The organism is Rhizobium metallidurans (assembly GCF_014196505.1).
In the GTDB taxonomy this organism is placed as follows: domain Bacteria; phylum Pseudomonadota; class Alphaproteobacteria; order Rhizobiales; family Rhizobiaceae; genus Rhizobium; species Rhizobium metallidurans.
This window is the reverse complement of record NZ_JACIDW010000001.1, coordinates 728,334-742,688: the sequence shown is the minus strand read 5'-3', so window position 1 is coordinate 742,688 and position 14,355 is coordinate 728,334. Positions and strand designations below refer to the sequence as shown.

15 protein-coding genes and 2 pseudogenes are annotated in these 14,355 nt (G+C 61.3%); 14 read left to right on the top strand and 3 right to left on the bottom strand.

What is annotated here, in order from left to right; genetic code table 11:
• The 3 genes from cyoC (at position 1) to GGQ67_RS03250 (ending at position 1,528) form a co-directional block, all read left to right on the top strand.
• Positions 1–621, top strand: coding sequence for a cytochrome o ubiquinol oxidase subunit III (cyoC, locus tag GGQ67_RS03260; RefSeq protein ID WP_183898720.1), 621 nt, complete (start codon positions 1–3; stop codon positions 619–621).
• Positions 618–989 carry a cytochrome o ubiquinol oxidase subunit IV gene (gene cyoD / locus GGQ67_RS03255; protein WP_183898719.1) on the top strand — a complete coding sequence of 124 codons (372 nt, stop codon included), beginning with the start codon at positions 618–620 and terminating at the stop codon, positions 987–989. The genes cyoC and cyoD overlap by 4 nt, the downstream gene beginning before the upstream one ends.
• 167 nt (positions 990–1,156) lie before the next feature.
• On the top strand, positions 1,157–1,528 hold the full coding sequence (locus tag GGQ67_RS03250) for a hypothetical protein (protein ID WP_183898718.1): 372 nt from the start codon (positions 1,157–1,159) through the stop codon (positions 1,526–1,528).
• A 187-nt stretch (positions 1,529–1,715) separates the two neighbouring features.
• Here GGQ67_RS03250 and GGQ67_RS25230 read toward each other — a convergent pair.
• The 3 genes and pseudogenes from GGQ67_RS25230 to GGQ67_RS03235 form a co-directional block, all read right to left on the bottom strand.
• Positions 1,716–1,993: pseudogene (locus GGQ67_RS25230) on the bottom strand (alpha-amylase family glycosyl hydrolase); the annotation flags it as partial.
• Positions 1,994–2,166: 173 nt separating this feature from the next.
• Complete coding sequence (locus GGQ67_RS03240; protein ID WP_183898717.1) at positions 2,167–2,643, bottom strand: MgtC/SapB family protein; 477 nt, start codon at positions 2,641–2,643, stop codon at positions 2,167–2,169.
• Positions 2,644–2,874: 231 nt separating this feature from the next.
• Positions 2,875–3,561 (bottom strand): ZIP family metal transporter, encoded by a 687-nt coding sequence (locus tag GGQ67_RS03235; protein WP_210279503.1) that lies wholly within the window; start codon positions 3,559–3,561, stop codon positions 2,875–2,877.
• A 474-nt stretch (positions 3,562–4,035) separates the two neighbouring features.
• On the opposite strand from GGQ67_RS03235, the gene GGQ67_RS03230 reads away from it, so the two are divergent.
• The 11 genes and pseudogenes from GGQ67_RS03230 (at position 4,036) to GGQ67_RS03180 (ending at position 14,344) form a co-directional block, all read left to right on the top strand.
• Positions 4,036–4,806 (top strand): GntR family transcriptional regulator, encoded by a 771-nt coding sequence (locus tag GGQ67_RS03230; RefSeq protein ID WP_183898716.1) that lies wholly within the window; start codon positions 4,036–4,038, stop codon positions 4,804–4,806.
• Complete coding sequence (gene kduI, locus GGQ67_RS03225) at positions 4,803–5,639, top strand: 5-dehydro-4-deoxy-D-glucuronate isomerase (protein WP_183898715.1); 837 nt, start codon at positions 4,803–4,805, stop codon at positions 5,637–5,639. The genes GGQ67_RS03230 and kduI overlap by 4 nt, the downstream gene beginning before the upstream one ends.
• A 4-nt stretch (positions 5,640–5,643) precedes the next feature.
• Entirely contained in the window at positions 5,644–6,399 is a 756-nt protein-coding gene (gene kduD, locus GGQ67_RS03220) for a 2-dehydro-3-deoxy-D-gluconate 5-dehydrogenase KduD (RefSeq protein ID WP_183898714.1), read from the top strand.
• Positions 6,400–6,439: 40 nt separating this feature from the next.
• Positions 6,440–7,123 (top strand): amino acid ABC transporter permease, encoded by a 684-nt coding sequence (locus GGQ67_RS03215; RefSeq protein WP_183898713.1) that lies wholly within the window; start codon positions 6,440–6,442, stop codon positions 7,121–7,123.
• 7 nt (positions 7,124–7,130) lie between these two features.
• On the top strand, positions 7,131–7,784 hold the full coding sequence (locus GGQ67_RS03210; RefSeq protein ID WP_183898880.1) for an amino acid ABC transporter permease: 654 nt from the start codon (positions 7,131–7,133) through the stop codon (positions 7,782–7,784).
• A complete protein-coding gene (locus tag GGQ67_RS03205) occupies positions 7,768–8,496 on the top strand; it encodes an amino acid ABC transporter ATP-binding protein (protein ID WP_183898712.1) in 729 nt (242 codons plus the stop codon). The genes GGQ67_RS03210 and GGQ67_RS03205 overlap by 17 nt, the downstream gene beginning before the upstream one ends.
• 59 nt (positions 8,497–8,555) lie before the next feature.
• On the top strand, positions 8,556–9,353 hold the full coding sequence (locus GGQ67_RS03200) for a transporter substrate-binding domain-containing protein (RefSeq protein WP_183898711.1): 798 nt from the start codon (positions 8,556–8,558) through the stop codon (positions 9,351–9,353).
• 44 nt (positions 9,354–9,397) lie between these two features.
• Positions 9,398–10,045: pseudogene (locus GGQ67_RS03195) on the top strand (NmrA family NAD(P)-binding protein); the annotation flags it as partial.
• A 437-nt stretch (positions 10,046–10,482) separates the two neighbouring features.
• Complete coding sequence (locus GGQ67_RS03190; protein ID WP_246400078.1) at positions 10,483–12,549, top strand: TonB-dependent siderophore receptor; 2,067 nt, start codon at positions 10,483–10,485, stop codon at positions 12,547–12,549.
• A 64-nt stretch (positions 12,550–12,613) separates the two neighbouring features.
• Complete coding sequence (locus GGQ67_RS03185) at positions 12,614–13,501, top strand: alpha/beta hydrolase (RefSeq protein ID WP_183898709.1); 888 nt, start codon at positions 12,614–12,616, stop codon at positions 13,499–13,501.
• A 57-nt stretch (positions 13,502–13,558) separates the two neighbouring features.
• A complete protein-coding gene (locus GGQ67_RS03180) occupies positions 13,559–14,344 on the top strand; it encodes an ABC transporter ATP-binding protein (RefSeq protein ID WP_183898878.1) in 786 nt (261 codons plus the stop codon).
• Positions 14,345–14,355: the final 11 nt, after the last annotated feature.

The following is a 14,355-nucleotide window of genomic DNA, read 5'->3' as shown; positions in this document are numbered from 1 at the left end:
ATGGCAAACCCTATCGAAGCCGTCCCGGCCAAAAAGCAGTTCCATCTCGAGGAGGAGCATCATCCCGAGGGGAGCACGAACCTCGGGTTCTGGCTCTACCTGATGAGCGACTGCCTGATTTTCGCGGCTCTCTTCGCCACTTATGCGGTGCTCGGCGGCAACTATGCCGCCGGCCCCGCGCCCGCCGATCTTTTCGATCTCAGGTTCATCGCCCTTGCGACGCTGATCCTGCTCGTTTCGTCGATCACCTACGGCGTCGCGATGATCCGCGCCGAGCGTCATGACAAGGCCGGCACGCTGTTGTGGCTCGGCATCACCGGCCTGCTCGGTCTCGCATTCCTCGGTCTCGAAGTCTTCGAGTTCTCCACCCTGATCGCCGAAGGAGCCGGCCCGCAGCGATCCGCCTTCCTGTCCGCGTTTTTCGCGCTGGTGGGCACGCACGGTCTGCACGTCACCTTCGGGATCGTCTGGCTCGTCGTGCTCATGGTGCAGGTGTGGAAGTTCGGCCTCACGCCGGAGAACCATCGACGGCTGATGTGCCTGTCGATGTTCTGGCACTTCCTCGATCTGATCTGGATCGGTGTCTTCTCCGTGGTTTATCTTATGGGAGTTGTCGTATGACTTCGAAATCCACTCACGACCACGCCAGTCACCAAGCGGGTCACGCTTCCTTGAAGGGTTACCTTACCGGCTTCGTTCTCTCGTTGATCTTGACCGCCATTCCGTTCTGGCTGGTGATGGGCAATGTCCTCGAGAGCAAGCCGCTGACGATCGCGTTGATCATGATCTTTGGCGGCATCCAGATGGTCGTCCACATGATCTACTTCCTCCACATGAACAGCCGTTCGGAAGGGGGTTGGACGATGATGGCGCTGATCTTCACGATCGTGATCCTCGTGATCGTTCTCGTGGGATCTCTCTGGGTCATGTACCACCTCAACGCCAACATGATGCCGATGTCGCCGGAGATGATGAAGAACATGCCATGAGGCGGTTGATTCCAACCCCTCTCAAGCGCTTCTGACGCTCATCCTCATGCGCGGGATCGGTCCGCCCTTCCCGCGCATGAGACCATAATCCTAAGACCCGGATGGGTCGATCACGGGCCTGAGTGGTGGGATCTCGCTCTCTCCGGCTTATGTTACTTCGCGAGCAAATGCCCTTTTTTCTCGTTACCCATCGATCACTTGTTGAAGCCGATGACGTTGAGCACGCCGCCCGCAAGGCGATCGCAAAAATCGAGAGCGGCGGCAGGTTCGAAATGGAGGTTAAGTCCGACGTGGCGACCATAGCAACCGTCGTCATAGACAGGGAGCGGACGGAGACGACGTCCGCAACGGGAAAATCCGCGCCCGGGCCGGAGGCAACCCCCGATCCTGATGTTCCCGCGGCGGAACTTGGTCAGCCTGCTATCGAAAAGTCCGTGCAGGCCAATATTCAGCGACGCCCGGACAGACGAACCGCCACGATAGTGCAGGTCTTCCTTGCGGGACTTACGCTGGCCTCTCTCTGTCTCGCATTGCTCTGATTGTCGAAGGCGGCGGTAGCGGCCGGCTCTCACGAGCCATCGGCGCGCCGCCACGCCGCGCCAATGCCGGATCGCTTTTTCAGCCTCACAAAACGCGGCTATTCATCGAGATTGCGTCAGACCCAATATTCCACGCCGAAACACAGCCTGCAACGAACTCCTTGAGATCGGGTCGCGTAACATAGTGCTCGACAATGACGCGAATCTGTCGGACATGCGCCTCGTCGATGAAGGCCTGGAAGTCCTCGATCGAGCCATATTCGGCGCTGACAGCACGATAATCCGAAATATCATATCCATCGTCACGGCGTAGAGATGGGTAGAATGGCAATAGCCAAATTGTATTGACCCCGAGTGAAGAGATATAATCAAGCTTGCGTGTCAGCCCGTTCAGATCGCCCACGCCGTCTCCATCGGCATCGAAGAAGCTCTTGATGTGGAGCTGGTAGTGACCGCATCCTTGTATCACAGCGACGCGTTCGACAAGGGTCTGTGGCTTGGAAAGCGGGCCATTCCGGAAATGCTTGAGGAAACGTTGGCTCGCCTACTCGCCCCGAACCGAACAACCTTCGAGGTAAAATTAAGCCCCCCGCCCCGCCACAGCCAGACCCGACCAGCGGCACATGGGAACTCGGCTCTTAGGCGCCTTCCTCGCCATGTTGCGGCCGCTCGATTTCCTTGCCTTCCTGCTTGAGCCTCGTCATGACCCGCAATGTGGCGAAGGTGGCGATGGAGAGTACGATCGCTGTCTCGTAATTGCCCAAGCCAACCGCTACCCCGATGGCGCCTGTCGCCCACAGGCTCGCGGCCGTGGCCGTGCCGCGGATGCTTGCCTTGCCGACGAGTATGGCCCCGCCGCCGATAAAGCCAACGCCATTGATAAGGCCCTCGATAATCCTTGCTGTGGCCTCGGCACTGCCGCGCGTGACATTTTCGGCGGCGAGGATGAAACCGCAGGCCGCGATCGCCACGATCGGAAAGGTGCGCAGGCCGGCGCTCCGCTCGTTTCGCTCGCGATCCCATCCGATCGGAAGGGCCAAGACATAGGCGATGATCAAGGTGGCAAGATCCTTGAGGAACTCCAGATCTATTCCGACGACATTCAGCCATTCCATCAAACGACCGGTCTCCTGTTGCTTTGCTGACGGAAAGAGATGGAGGTCTCGAAAAGACTGACAAGATCACTTGGCATGGATTTCGCGGGCGCCATGCAGCACCGAGCTTTTCTTCCTCGATCGATAGCCGCGTGAGCGGCATTCCGCCCCGTGTCGCGGCGATCGCGAGGGGGAGCGCAATGGTGAGCCGCTTGTCTCGGGTCTGCTCCGCCCCGACATTTGACAACGTGCTTATGCCATAAGTTCCTCGATCACGAGAAGGATCAGAAATCCCGCGAAGAACATCGCCGTCACCCACGGGCGGTCAGGTGTCTCGTGCGCATCGACCAGCAATTCCTCCGTGACCAAATAAAGAAGGGAAATCAGGCCGAAAGCGAGAAATCCCGTCATCACCGGTCCCGGCAACATGGCGACGGGCGCCGCCAGAAGCGCTCCCGCCGGCAGGAGCAGCAGGAGCACGGCGATCGTCGTGACAATCCGCAGACGGGATTTCACCGTTTCAGCCATTTCCGTCGCTACCGTCAGTCCGAGAAAGAGCACTTCCAGCGTCAAGGCGATCGTCAGCAGCAGCCCTGTTCGCGCACCGGCCGCAAAGCCGATGCCGAGCACCAGTCCATCGACGAGGATGTCGATCGCGACCGCCAGCAGCAGTCCGGTAGGGCCCTTGAGAAAGCCCTCCATCTGCTTGACCATCAGCATGGCGACGACACCAGCCACGCCGCCAATCGCCGTCGCCCAGACAGACCCGCCGTGCACCACATCGGGAAGAATCTCGCCGGCCGCGGCGGCGAACACCACACCGGCGGCGAAATGCTGAATGGCGCTGATGGCTATCGGGCTCGGACGTGCGAACAACGCGACAATGGCACCTGCCAAAGCCGCAAAGGCGGGAATCAAGGTGTAGGTTAGAACCATCATGCGTCTTCCAATCCCCGGATATGGACCTTCCGAAGAAGGTCTGTCGGATGACGTAAGTCAAAGGATGAGCAAGGCAATGGTGGCCACCCGCCTCGACAGCGAGACGCACCACGACCACCAACAAAAGCAACAGTAAAATCCATTGATTGCGACGCGCCTCGGCAAAGGCTGCACATGCCATTGGCGTTCAACAGCGCCGTATGCATCGAGCCACTCGAAAACGTACCGCGTGCCTTCGCTTCGTCAAGTCGCCCAGCTGCTCACCAGCCGAGTTGATCATAGTCGATCGCTCCACACGCCTCTGCCCGTAATTGCTGACCTACGGACAGGCGAGAAGCACTGTCATCGCCGCGCTTTACCCCGCTTGCAATAAGTTGGATACTAATATACTACTTCTTGCCAAGCCATTGGGAGGTGGCGTCAGGTGGAGAAAACCCTCGGGCAAATGATTGCTGACATGTTGTGTGCCGCGCGATGAGCGAGGCCCGCAAGAGGCGCTCGCTCGCCGGTGTCACCCACCTCTCGCACCAGAGAGCGGCCGCCCCGCGCGCGGCGACGCTCGTCTACAACACGCTGCGCGATGACATCATTTCCTTGCGCCGAAGGCCGATGGATCTCCTTAACGAGAAGGAGCTGGAGGCGCATTTCGGCGTCAGTCGGACGCCCATCCGCGAGGCGATCCTGCGCCTTTCCGACGATGGTCTCGTCAATGTCTTTCCGCAGTCCGGCACCTTCGTTTCACGCATTCCGCGTCACGCGCTGTATGAGGCGATACTGGTGCGCAAGGCGCTGGAGGATACGACGGTGTCGATCGCCGTCGAGAAGATCACCCCGGCGGGCATTCGTTCGCTCGAGCGTAATCTGGCCGATCTCAGCGCCTGCTTGCGCGACGACGATGTCGCGACCTTCCATGTCGTCGACAACGATTTTCACAAGCTGATCAGCGACATCTCCGGCTTCCCCGGCATCTGGGCGATCATTCAGCAGGTGAAGGTCCATTCCGATCGCTACCGCCTGCTGACCCTGCCGCAGGAGGGGCGTCTTGCCCGCGTCATCGAGGAGCACTCGGCGGTGATCGAGTGCATGAAGACGGGTGACAAGGTTGGGGCCGCCGCCGCCATGGGTTTCCATCTCGGCAGGTTGCTCGGCGAAGTCGAGAAGGCCGAGATATGGGATCCGAACTATTTCATCGAGGATGCAAAATCTCCCTTGGCATCCATTGAAGAGAAGGGAAAAAATCAATGAAGATCGACGTCCGTCACGCTTCCCATCCGGAAGCCGTTCGGGGCTACGACACGGAAACGCTGCGCCGCCATTTTCTGATCGAGACGGTGTTTGCAGGTGGCGAAATCCGGCTCACCTATTCCCACTATGACCGCATGGTCATTGGCGGCGCGATGCCGCTCGGCGAAGGCCTTCCGCTCGGAGCGCCGAAGGAAATCGGACAGGAGACCTTCCTCGCCGAACGCGAGCTTGGCGCGCTGAATATCGGCGGCGCCGGCCGTGTCGTCGTCGATGGTAGGAGCCATGAGCTTCAGAAATACGATTGCCTCTATATCGGCAAGGGCGCCAGGGATGTCCGTTTCGAAAGCACTGACGCTGCCGACCCCGCGAAGTTCTATCTGGTCTCGACGCCGGCGCATGAGGCGCATCCGACCGTGCTCCTGACGCGCGACAGGGCGCGCCATCTGACGCCCGGCGAAGCGGCAACTGCCAACAGGCGCTCGATCTATCAGTTCATCCATCCCGAAGTCTGCCAGTCCTGCCAGCTGACCATGGGCTTCACGATGATCGACGCCGGCAGCGTCTGGAACACCATGCCGGCCCATACGCATGACCGGCGCATGGAAGCCTATCTCTATTTCGACCTGGAAGCCGATCAGCGCGTCTTCCACTTCATGGGCGAGCCGCAGCAAACCCGCCACATGCTGGTTGCCAGCGAGCAGGCGATCATCTCGCCGCCCTGGTCGATACACTCGGGCGCCGGCACCAAGAACTACAGCTTCATCTGGGCGATGGCCGGTGACAACAAGAGCTTCACCGACATGGACCATATCGCCATCGCGGATCTGAGGTAGGACGATGGCCAATCCCTTCGATCTCTCGGGCCGCACCGCCATCGTTACCGGCGCCAATACCGGCATCGGTCAGGGCATCGCTGTCGCGCTCGCCGAGGCTGGTGCCTCGATCGCCGCCGTCGGCCGCTCGTCGATGGAGGAGACCGAAGCGCTGGTCACAGAGACGGGCGTGCGCTTCCACGCGATCAGGGCCGATCTTGGTTCGATCGCTCCGGTCAAGGATATCGTTGCCGAGACCATCTCGGTCTTCGGCTCTCTCGACATCCTGGTCAACAATGCCGGTATCATCCGCCGCGCCGATGCGATCGACTTCACCGAGGAAGATTGGGACGCCGTCATCGATACCAATCTGAAGACGGCCTTTTTCTTGTCGCAGGCCGCTGGCCGGCACATGCTGGAAAAGGGCAGCGGCAAGATCGTCAACATCGCCTCGCTCCTGTCTTTCCAGGGCGGCATCCGTATCCCGTCCTATACGGCGTCGAAGAGCGGGCTTGCCGGGATCACCCGATTGCTTGCCTGCGAGTGGGCCGGCAAGGGCGTCAACGTCAACGCGATCGCGCCCGGATATTTCTCGACCAACAACACGACGGCGCTGCGCGAAGACCCGGATCGCAACGCCGCGATCCTGGCGCGCATTCCGGCCGGGCGCTGGGGCACGCCATCGGAACTCGGCGGTGCCGCCGTATTCCTGGCATCGGCGGCATCCGACTACGTCCACGGTACCGTCATCCCCGTCGATGGCGGCTGGCTCGCACGATAAGGCATTGGCGTCGGCGTGATCCGCCGCGCACGGAGGAGTTATGCAGTATCAGTTCGACTTCGGGGCGCTCTTGCCCTATTGGCAGGATTTCCTGTCCGGCGCACTGACGACGATCGAGATCACCCTGTTCTCGGTGATCATCGGCATGGGCATCGGCGTGGCCTGCGCCATTGCCCGCCGCTCGAACTCCGCCATCCTGCGCGGCATCGTCAGCGTCTATATCGAAACGGTTCGCAACACGCCTTTCATCGTACAGATCTTCTTCATCTTCTTCGGCCTCTCATCGATCGGCTTTCGCCTGCCGATCATCGCCGCGTCGGTCTTTGCGATGGTCATCAATGTCGGCGCCTATACGGCCGAGATCGTCCGTGCCGGCATGGATTCGATCCATCCGAGCCAGATCGAGGCGGCAGAGGCGCTCGGTCTGTCGAAATTCCAGATCTACCGCGACATCATTCTCCTGCCGGCGATCGAGCGCGTCTATCCCTCGCTCTCCAGCCAGTTCATCCTGATGATGCTGTCGACGTCGATCTGCTCGCAGATTTCGGCCGAAGAGCTGACGGGTATCGCCAACAACATCCAGTCGAACACTTTCCGTTCGCTCGAAACCTATTTCGTCGTTGCGCTCCTCTATATCGCGATCACCTATTTGATGCGCGCCGCCTTCTTCGGGCTCGGCCTCGTTGCATTCCCGCGCCGTCGCCGGCTCGGGCTCGGCGTGTGAGGTGACGATGCTCGGCGCGTTTTCGACCAATCATCTCTTCTACCTGCTCAACGGCCTGCTCTGGACCGTCGTGCTCTCGGCGCTGGCCTTCGTGCTCGGCGGCATTGCCGGCTTCTTCGTCATGCTTGCGCGCATCTCGCGCTTCCGCTGGCTGCGGCGCACGGCGCTCGTCTACATCCAGATCGTCCAGGGCACGCCGCTGCTGATCCAGATGTTCCTGCTCTATTTCGGCCTCGGCGTCTTCGGCATCTCGGTGCCGCCGCTCGTTGCTGCCGGTCTCGGCATGATGGTCTATTCGAGCTCCTATCTCGGCGAGATCTGGCGCGGCGCGGTGGAATCGATCGCCAAGACGCAATTCGAGGCGGCCGAATGCCTGGGGCTCAGTCGCTGGCAGGCATTGCGCGACGTCATACTGCCGCAGGCGCTAAAGATCGCCACGCCGCCGACGGTCGGTTTTCTCGTCCAGCTCGTCAAGAACACCTCGCTCGCATCCGTGGTCGGCTTCCTGGAGCTGACGCGCGCGGCGCAGGTCATCAACAACTCCCTGTTCCAGCCGTTCCTGGTCTTCGGCGTCGCAGCGCTCTTCTACTTCTGCGTCTGCTATCCGCTGTCGGTCTGGAGCCGTTCGCTTGAGAGGAAACTCAATGCCGGCCGCCGTTAAACTCACCAATGTCGTCAAGCGTTTCGGTGCCCTCGAGGTGCTGAAGGGCGTGTCCTTCGAGATCAATGCCGGCGAGGTCGTGGCATTGATCGGCCAGTCGGGCTCCGGCAAGAGCACGGCGCTGCGCTGCATCAACCGGCTGGAGACGATCCAGGACGGCACGATCGAGGTCTGCGGCCACCGCGTCGAGGATCCGAAGCTCGATCTGCGCGCCCTGCGCCGCGATATCGGCATGGTGTTCCAGAGCTACAATCTCTTCCCGCACATGACCGTCGCCGAAAACATCATGCTGGCGCTGCGCCGCGTGAAAAACATGCGCAAGGACCAGGCGCATGAGATCGCCAGGCAGGTCCTCGCCAAGGTCGGCCTGTCGGAGAAGATCGACAACTATCCGGAACAGCTCTCCGGTGGCCAGCAGCAGCGCGTGGCGATCGCCCGTTCTCTCGCGATGCAGCCGAAGGTGATGCTGTTCGACGAAGTGACCTCGGCGCTCGATCCTAAACTGACCGGCGAAGTTCTACGCGTCATGGAAGATCTCGCCCGCGGCGGCATGACGATGATCGTCGTCACGCATGAAATGGGCTTCGCCAAGCGGGCCGCCAATCGCGTCATCTACATGCATACCGGCAAGGTCTGGGAGACTGGAGGGGCTGACATCCTCTCCAATCCGCGGACGCCGGAACTGAAGGAGTTCATGGCCGAAGAGCTGTGAGCTCAGGAGGAGGACCTGCGCGAAACCGCAGGGTCGGGTAAACGAGAGAGGAGACTCATATGCCGACGAAAATGATTTCGAAACTGGCGCTTATCGCCGGCGCGGGCCTGCTGGCCTTTGCATCGGTCGCCAATGCCGACGTGCTTGAAAACATCAAGAAGGCCGGGAAGGTCCGCATCGCCGTGGCGATGGGCATTCCGGAATATTCCTTCGTCGATGAAAATCTGAAGCCGACCGGCTCGGATGTCGAAACCGCCAGGCTGATCGCCAAGGATCTCGGCGTCGAACTGGAGTTGGTGGAAATCACCAACGCCGCCCGCGTTCCCTCGGTTCAGACCGGCAAAGCCGACATGGTCGTCTCGTCGCTTGGCATCACCGAAGAGCGCAAGAAGGCGATCGACTACTCCGTTCCTTACGCGACGCTCGCTCTCGTCGTTGCCGGCCCGGCTGACGTCGCGATCAAGGACTATGCCGATCTCGACGGCAAGCGCATCGGCGTGACGCGCGCCACAACCAACGACCAGGACATCACCGCCAAGGCCAAGGGCGCAGATATCGTCCGCTTCGAGGATGATGCGACGCTTATCACCTCGGTTGTCTCGGGCCAGGTCGACATCCTCTCCAGCCAGTCGGCCGTCATCAACGGCATCAACAAGAAAATGACCGCCAATCCGCTGCAGGTGAAGTTCACCCAGAAGGAAACCAATCTCGGTATCGGTATCCCGAAGGGCGAAACAGCTCTGAAGGGCTGGCTCGACGGGTGGGTCAAGACCAATTTCGAAAACAAGGTGCTGCGCGACATCTACCGCAAGTACCACAATGCCGAATTGCCCGACGACCTGACCTCCCGCCAGTGATGGAAGCAAAAGCGCCGGGGCCGAAAGGCCCCGGCGAATTTTAGGCCTATGTCCTGCTGCCTTCCGGCTATGTGAACGTCAAGGAATTGCTGTCGCCGATCATCGAGACCGCGATCGAGCGCAAGGTCAAGGTGGTGTTCCAGAGCGTTTTCGGGGTCGATGCCGATGACAGCATTCCCTACCGACAGGTCGAGATCGCGCTGGAAAAGGCGGCCATCCCTTACGTGATCCTGCGGCCGAACTGGTTTTCGGACAACTTCCATACCTTCTGGAAGCCGGGCATCGACCACGGCCGGATCGCGCTTCCCGCGGGCGAAGGCAAGAGCAGCTTCATCGACGCGCGCGATATAGCGGCCTGCGCGGTTGCCGCTCTGAGTTCGCCCCAGTTCCACGGTCGCGCCTTCAACCTCACGGGCCCTGAAGCCCTCTCCTATGCGCAGGCCGCGTCGATCATTGCGAATGTCGTCGGCCGGCCGGTTGAATACGAGGCGATCACGGACGACGCCTTTGTCGGCATCCTGACCGGCGCGGGCGTGCCTGGAGACTACGCGCATTTCCTCGCCTCCATCTTCTACCCTGTCCGCCAGGGCTGGACCTCCGCCGTGACCGGCGACGTCGAGACCCTCACCGGCAGGGTGCCGCGTTCGGTCGAGGAATACGCGGCCGACAATGCCGCTCTTCTGAAAGCCTGACCGCCGGCGGCGGCGCGGGATCACCGGACCAGACAACCGACAATACACGCGCAAGTGCCGCGGCCGGCGACCCTCTGCCGCCCGCCGACGGCACTTGCATCCAACCGGACTTGGAGCCAGTGAAGCGAGCGGATGCGCGCGGCGCACAGGCGGGCTTCGTCGTGTCGTCCGCAAACACATTCAAGTGAGCGCTGAGGAGCCACCTTGAAAAGCTTGTGAAAATTGGTCGAAAAAGGCCAATCATTATCTTGACTCTTTTAGTTATGTTTTTATTGATGCGCGCAACGGCGGCATGTTTTGCTGCAATGCGAAACGCCGTCTTGATATTTTAGTTTGCGTCAGCTGTCCGCCGGCGCCTCTGCTTGCCGGGAAGGGTCCGCGCCATGTCATTTTCTTTCCAACGAACCCCTAAGCATCGCGGCCTCCTGAGTTCGACGATGCTTGCCGGTATCGTCGCGGCAACGGTGCTGAACGCATACGCGGCCGCCGCCCAGGACGGCAACGCCACGGACCTCCAGACAATCACGATCAGCGGCGACAAGGCCAATCCCCGGTCCATCAGCGAGGACAACAGCACGGTCGTGCCCAAGCGCACGATCTCAGGCACGAAGACGGATACCCCGCTGGTCGAGACACCACGCTCCGTATCCGTCGTCACCGGCGAGGAGATGGAACAGCGCGCCGTCACCGACATGATCCAGGCGGCCCGATACAGCTCCGGCGTAACGACCGGCGCGTTCGGCTACGACCCGCGATTCGACCAGATCTACATTCGCGGCATCGAGACCACGACGACGGGCGATTTCCGCGATGGCCTGCGCCAGCCGATCATGAACTACGGCTCGTTCATGACGGAAGTCTACACGGTGGATCGTATCGAGGTCCTGAAGGGCCCGGTATCGGTGATGTATGGCGCGGCCAGCGCCGCCGGCATCGTCAACCGCATCTCGAAGCTGCCGCTCGCCGAAGAACATCGCGAAGTCGAGCTGCAATACGGCACGATCGGCCGCAAGCAGGTCGCCTTCGACTTTGGCGGAGCGATCAATGACGAAATCGACTACCGTCTGGTCGGCTTGGCGCGCGAAGGCGAAGGAAGCTACGACATCGCCGACGACCGCTACCTCCTGCAGCCGTCCGCCACCTGGAAGCCAAGCGAGGACACGACCTTCACGGTCTACGGTCTGGCGCAGAAAAGCGAGACCGGCGCCAGCGCCTGGAGCTACCTGCAGGGCGATGACGTCTTCCTCTACACCGACCCGGATTTCAACAGCCAGACGGTCGAGCAGTACCAGCTCGGTTACCAGTTCGAGCAGAAGTTCGACAACGGCCTGACCTTCCGCCAGAACGCCCGCGCCGGCGATGTCGACCTGAAGGCCAATTACCTGAACCGCATTCTCGTCAACACTGACGGCAGCTGGCCGACGACCGCGGTGACGGAGAGCATGCGCAGCTACCAGATCGACAACCAGCTCGAAAGCCAGTTCGATACCGGCAACGTCTCCCACACGCTGCTCACGGGCCTCGACTACACCTGGGTTTCGTCCGACTTCGCCAGCGGCACCGGCAGCGTAGCGGCCAACACGCCCGCCGCCGGCGTGCCTCTTCCCGCGCTCAGCTACTTCACGGGCAGCAGCCTCAACCAGACCGGCATCTATGCGCAGGACCAGATGGAAATCGGCAACTGGCGCGCCGTGGCGGGTCTTCGCTACGACTGGGCAAACCAGGAAACCACCGTGAAGGGCACCGGCGGCTCGACCAGCGAGAAGAACGACGGCGTCCTTTCCGGCCAGGTGGGGCTTCTCTATCTGTTCGACAACGGCATCGCACCCTATGTCAACTACGGAACGTCGTTCGTCCCGTCGACGGCCCTGTCGGAAGACGGCTCGGTTCTCGATCCCACCAAGGGGCGCCAGATCGAAGTCGGCGTCAAGTACCAGCCGGAAGGTGAAAACTACTCGCTGAGCGGTGCCGTCTATCGGCTGGTCGAAACCGGCAAGCCGCAATATGCTTCCAACTTCCTGTTTTCCGAGAACTCCGGAGAGAACACCTACACCGGTTTCGAACTGGAAGGCCGCACCGAGTTCGACAACGGCATCAGCCTGATCGCGGCCTACACCTACGCCAATGCGGAAATCACCGGCAACAACAACGCTTCGGTGATCGGCAATGCCCCCTCCACGGTGCCGCGCCACGTCGCCTCCTTGTGGGTGAACTATCAGATGCCGGAGACCTCGGTCGTCCCCGGCCTGACGATCGGTGGCGGCGTCCGGGCCATGAGCAGCTCCTACACCAGCGATGCGAACACGGCGAAGAACGGCGGCGCCGCCTATTTCGATGCGGCGGTCTCCTACGATTTCGGCGCTGCGTCTCCCGATCTCAAGGGCCTGTCGCTCGCGGTCAGCGCCACCAACCTCGCCGACCGGCGCGAAGAGGTCTGCACAGACGGCTATTGCTATACCGGCCGGGGTCGGACGGTCATGGGGTCGCTGAAGTTCAAGTGGTAACCGGCCCCGTGGCCGGTCGCCGATCGACGCAAGCGACAAGCGGAGCGAACATGGCGGAACGAACATGACTGAAAAGGCTCATGCCTTGCCGGGAACGGTTCAGTTTGAACTGGAGCCGATGGACGGTGGCGATCCCTATCGTATCCTGCTGTTCATCCCAAAGGAAGAGCCGCCCGCCGGCGGCTGGCCTCTTCTGGTGATGACCGACGGCAATGCAACCTTCCCCTTCGCCTTCGCCAGCACCGTGACACAGGCGCCCTACCCCAGCGGCACCAATGTCGACTGGGGGGTTGTTGCCGCGATCGGCTATCCCACCGACGAAGCATATGATGGAATGCGCAGAGCCTGGGATCTCGGCCCTCCGCCGGTCAAGTCCTATCCGCCCTATGTCGAGGGAGGGCCTCCCGTTCGCATCGGCGGCAGCGGTCAGCTCGTCGACTTCATCGAGCATCGGCTTTTTCCGCGGCTTGACGCGATGACACGCATCGATCCGGCGCGCAGATCGCTATTCGGGCATTCCTTCGGCGGGCTTTTCGCGCTTTACGCGCTGTTCGAACGCCCGAGCCTTTTCGCCAACTGGATCGCCGCCAGTCCGACCATCTACTGGGAGGCGAGCGAAATCCTGAACAACGAGGCAGGCCGGCAGCCTGTTGCCGGCCCGTCGGTCTTCCTTCACCTGTCGGCCGGCGAGTATGAGGGGGACGCGCTTGCGCCCTTCCAGTATCACAACGAGGACGCGGCATCGCGCATCGAGAAGAGGAAGAGCGAACGCACCGTGGCGCTCGCCCGCGAGATGGCGGATCGGCTGCATGATCCCGCCACCGGGATACGCACGCAGTTCGAGCTCTTCGCGGGACAGACGCACATGTCCGTGCTCGGGCCGGCCGTCAATCGCGCCGTGAGTATCGCGTTTGAACGCGCTCGCGCGGACGATGATCAACAGCCGACCTGATAGTCGACGCTCAATCGAAGAGGAAACACCTTGACCTCGCAAAAGCCCGCGCAGGACATGCCCCAGTCGGAAAAAGCCTTTGAAGTCAGAAACGTAGGTCTTTCGATCCAGGGCAACCCGATCCTGTCCGATGTCAGTCTCGAATTTCCGGCAGGCGAAGTGGTGGCCTTGGTCGGGCATAACGGATCGGGCAAATCCAGTCTCTTGAAGATCCTTGGACGGCAACTGTCGTCCACATCGGGAACGATCACCTGTGGCGGCCGCGAACTCGGCCATTATGGCGACCGCGATTTCGCGCGAGCCGTCGCCTACCTGCCGCAGGATCTGAACACGGGCCTGGAGATGACGGTTCGCGAACTTGTCGGTTGCGGACGCTATCCATGGCACGGAGCGCTCGGTCGTTTTTCCGAGATCGACAAGGGCAAGGTCGATGCGGCGCTTGCCGCGACACACATAGAGATGCTTGCCGATCGCCTGGTGGGTACGCTCTCCGGCGGCGAACGACAGCGCGCCTGGATCGCGATGCTGGTCGCGCAGGACGCGCGCTGTCTGCTGCTCGACGAACCCACGGCGGCGCTCGATGTCGCCCACCAGATCGAGGTGCTTTCACTCGTGCGTCGCCTTGCGCATGAAGGCGGCCGGAGCGTGGTGATCGTCCTTCACGATATCAACATGGCGGCGCGCTTCTGCGATCGCATTCATGCACTCAAGCGCGGCCACGTCGTTGCCAGCGGCACGCCGGCCACAATACTCGTGCCCGACACGCTGCACGATATTTACGGGATCGACATGAATGTTATCTCCGCGCCCAATCTGAACCACCCGCTCGCCTATGCCTGCTAAGTCCGGGGTTC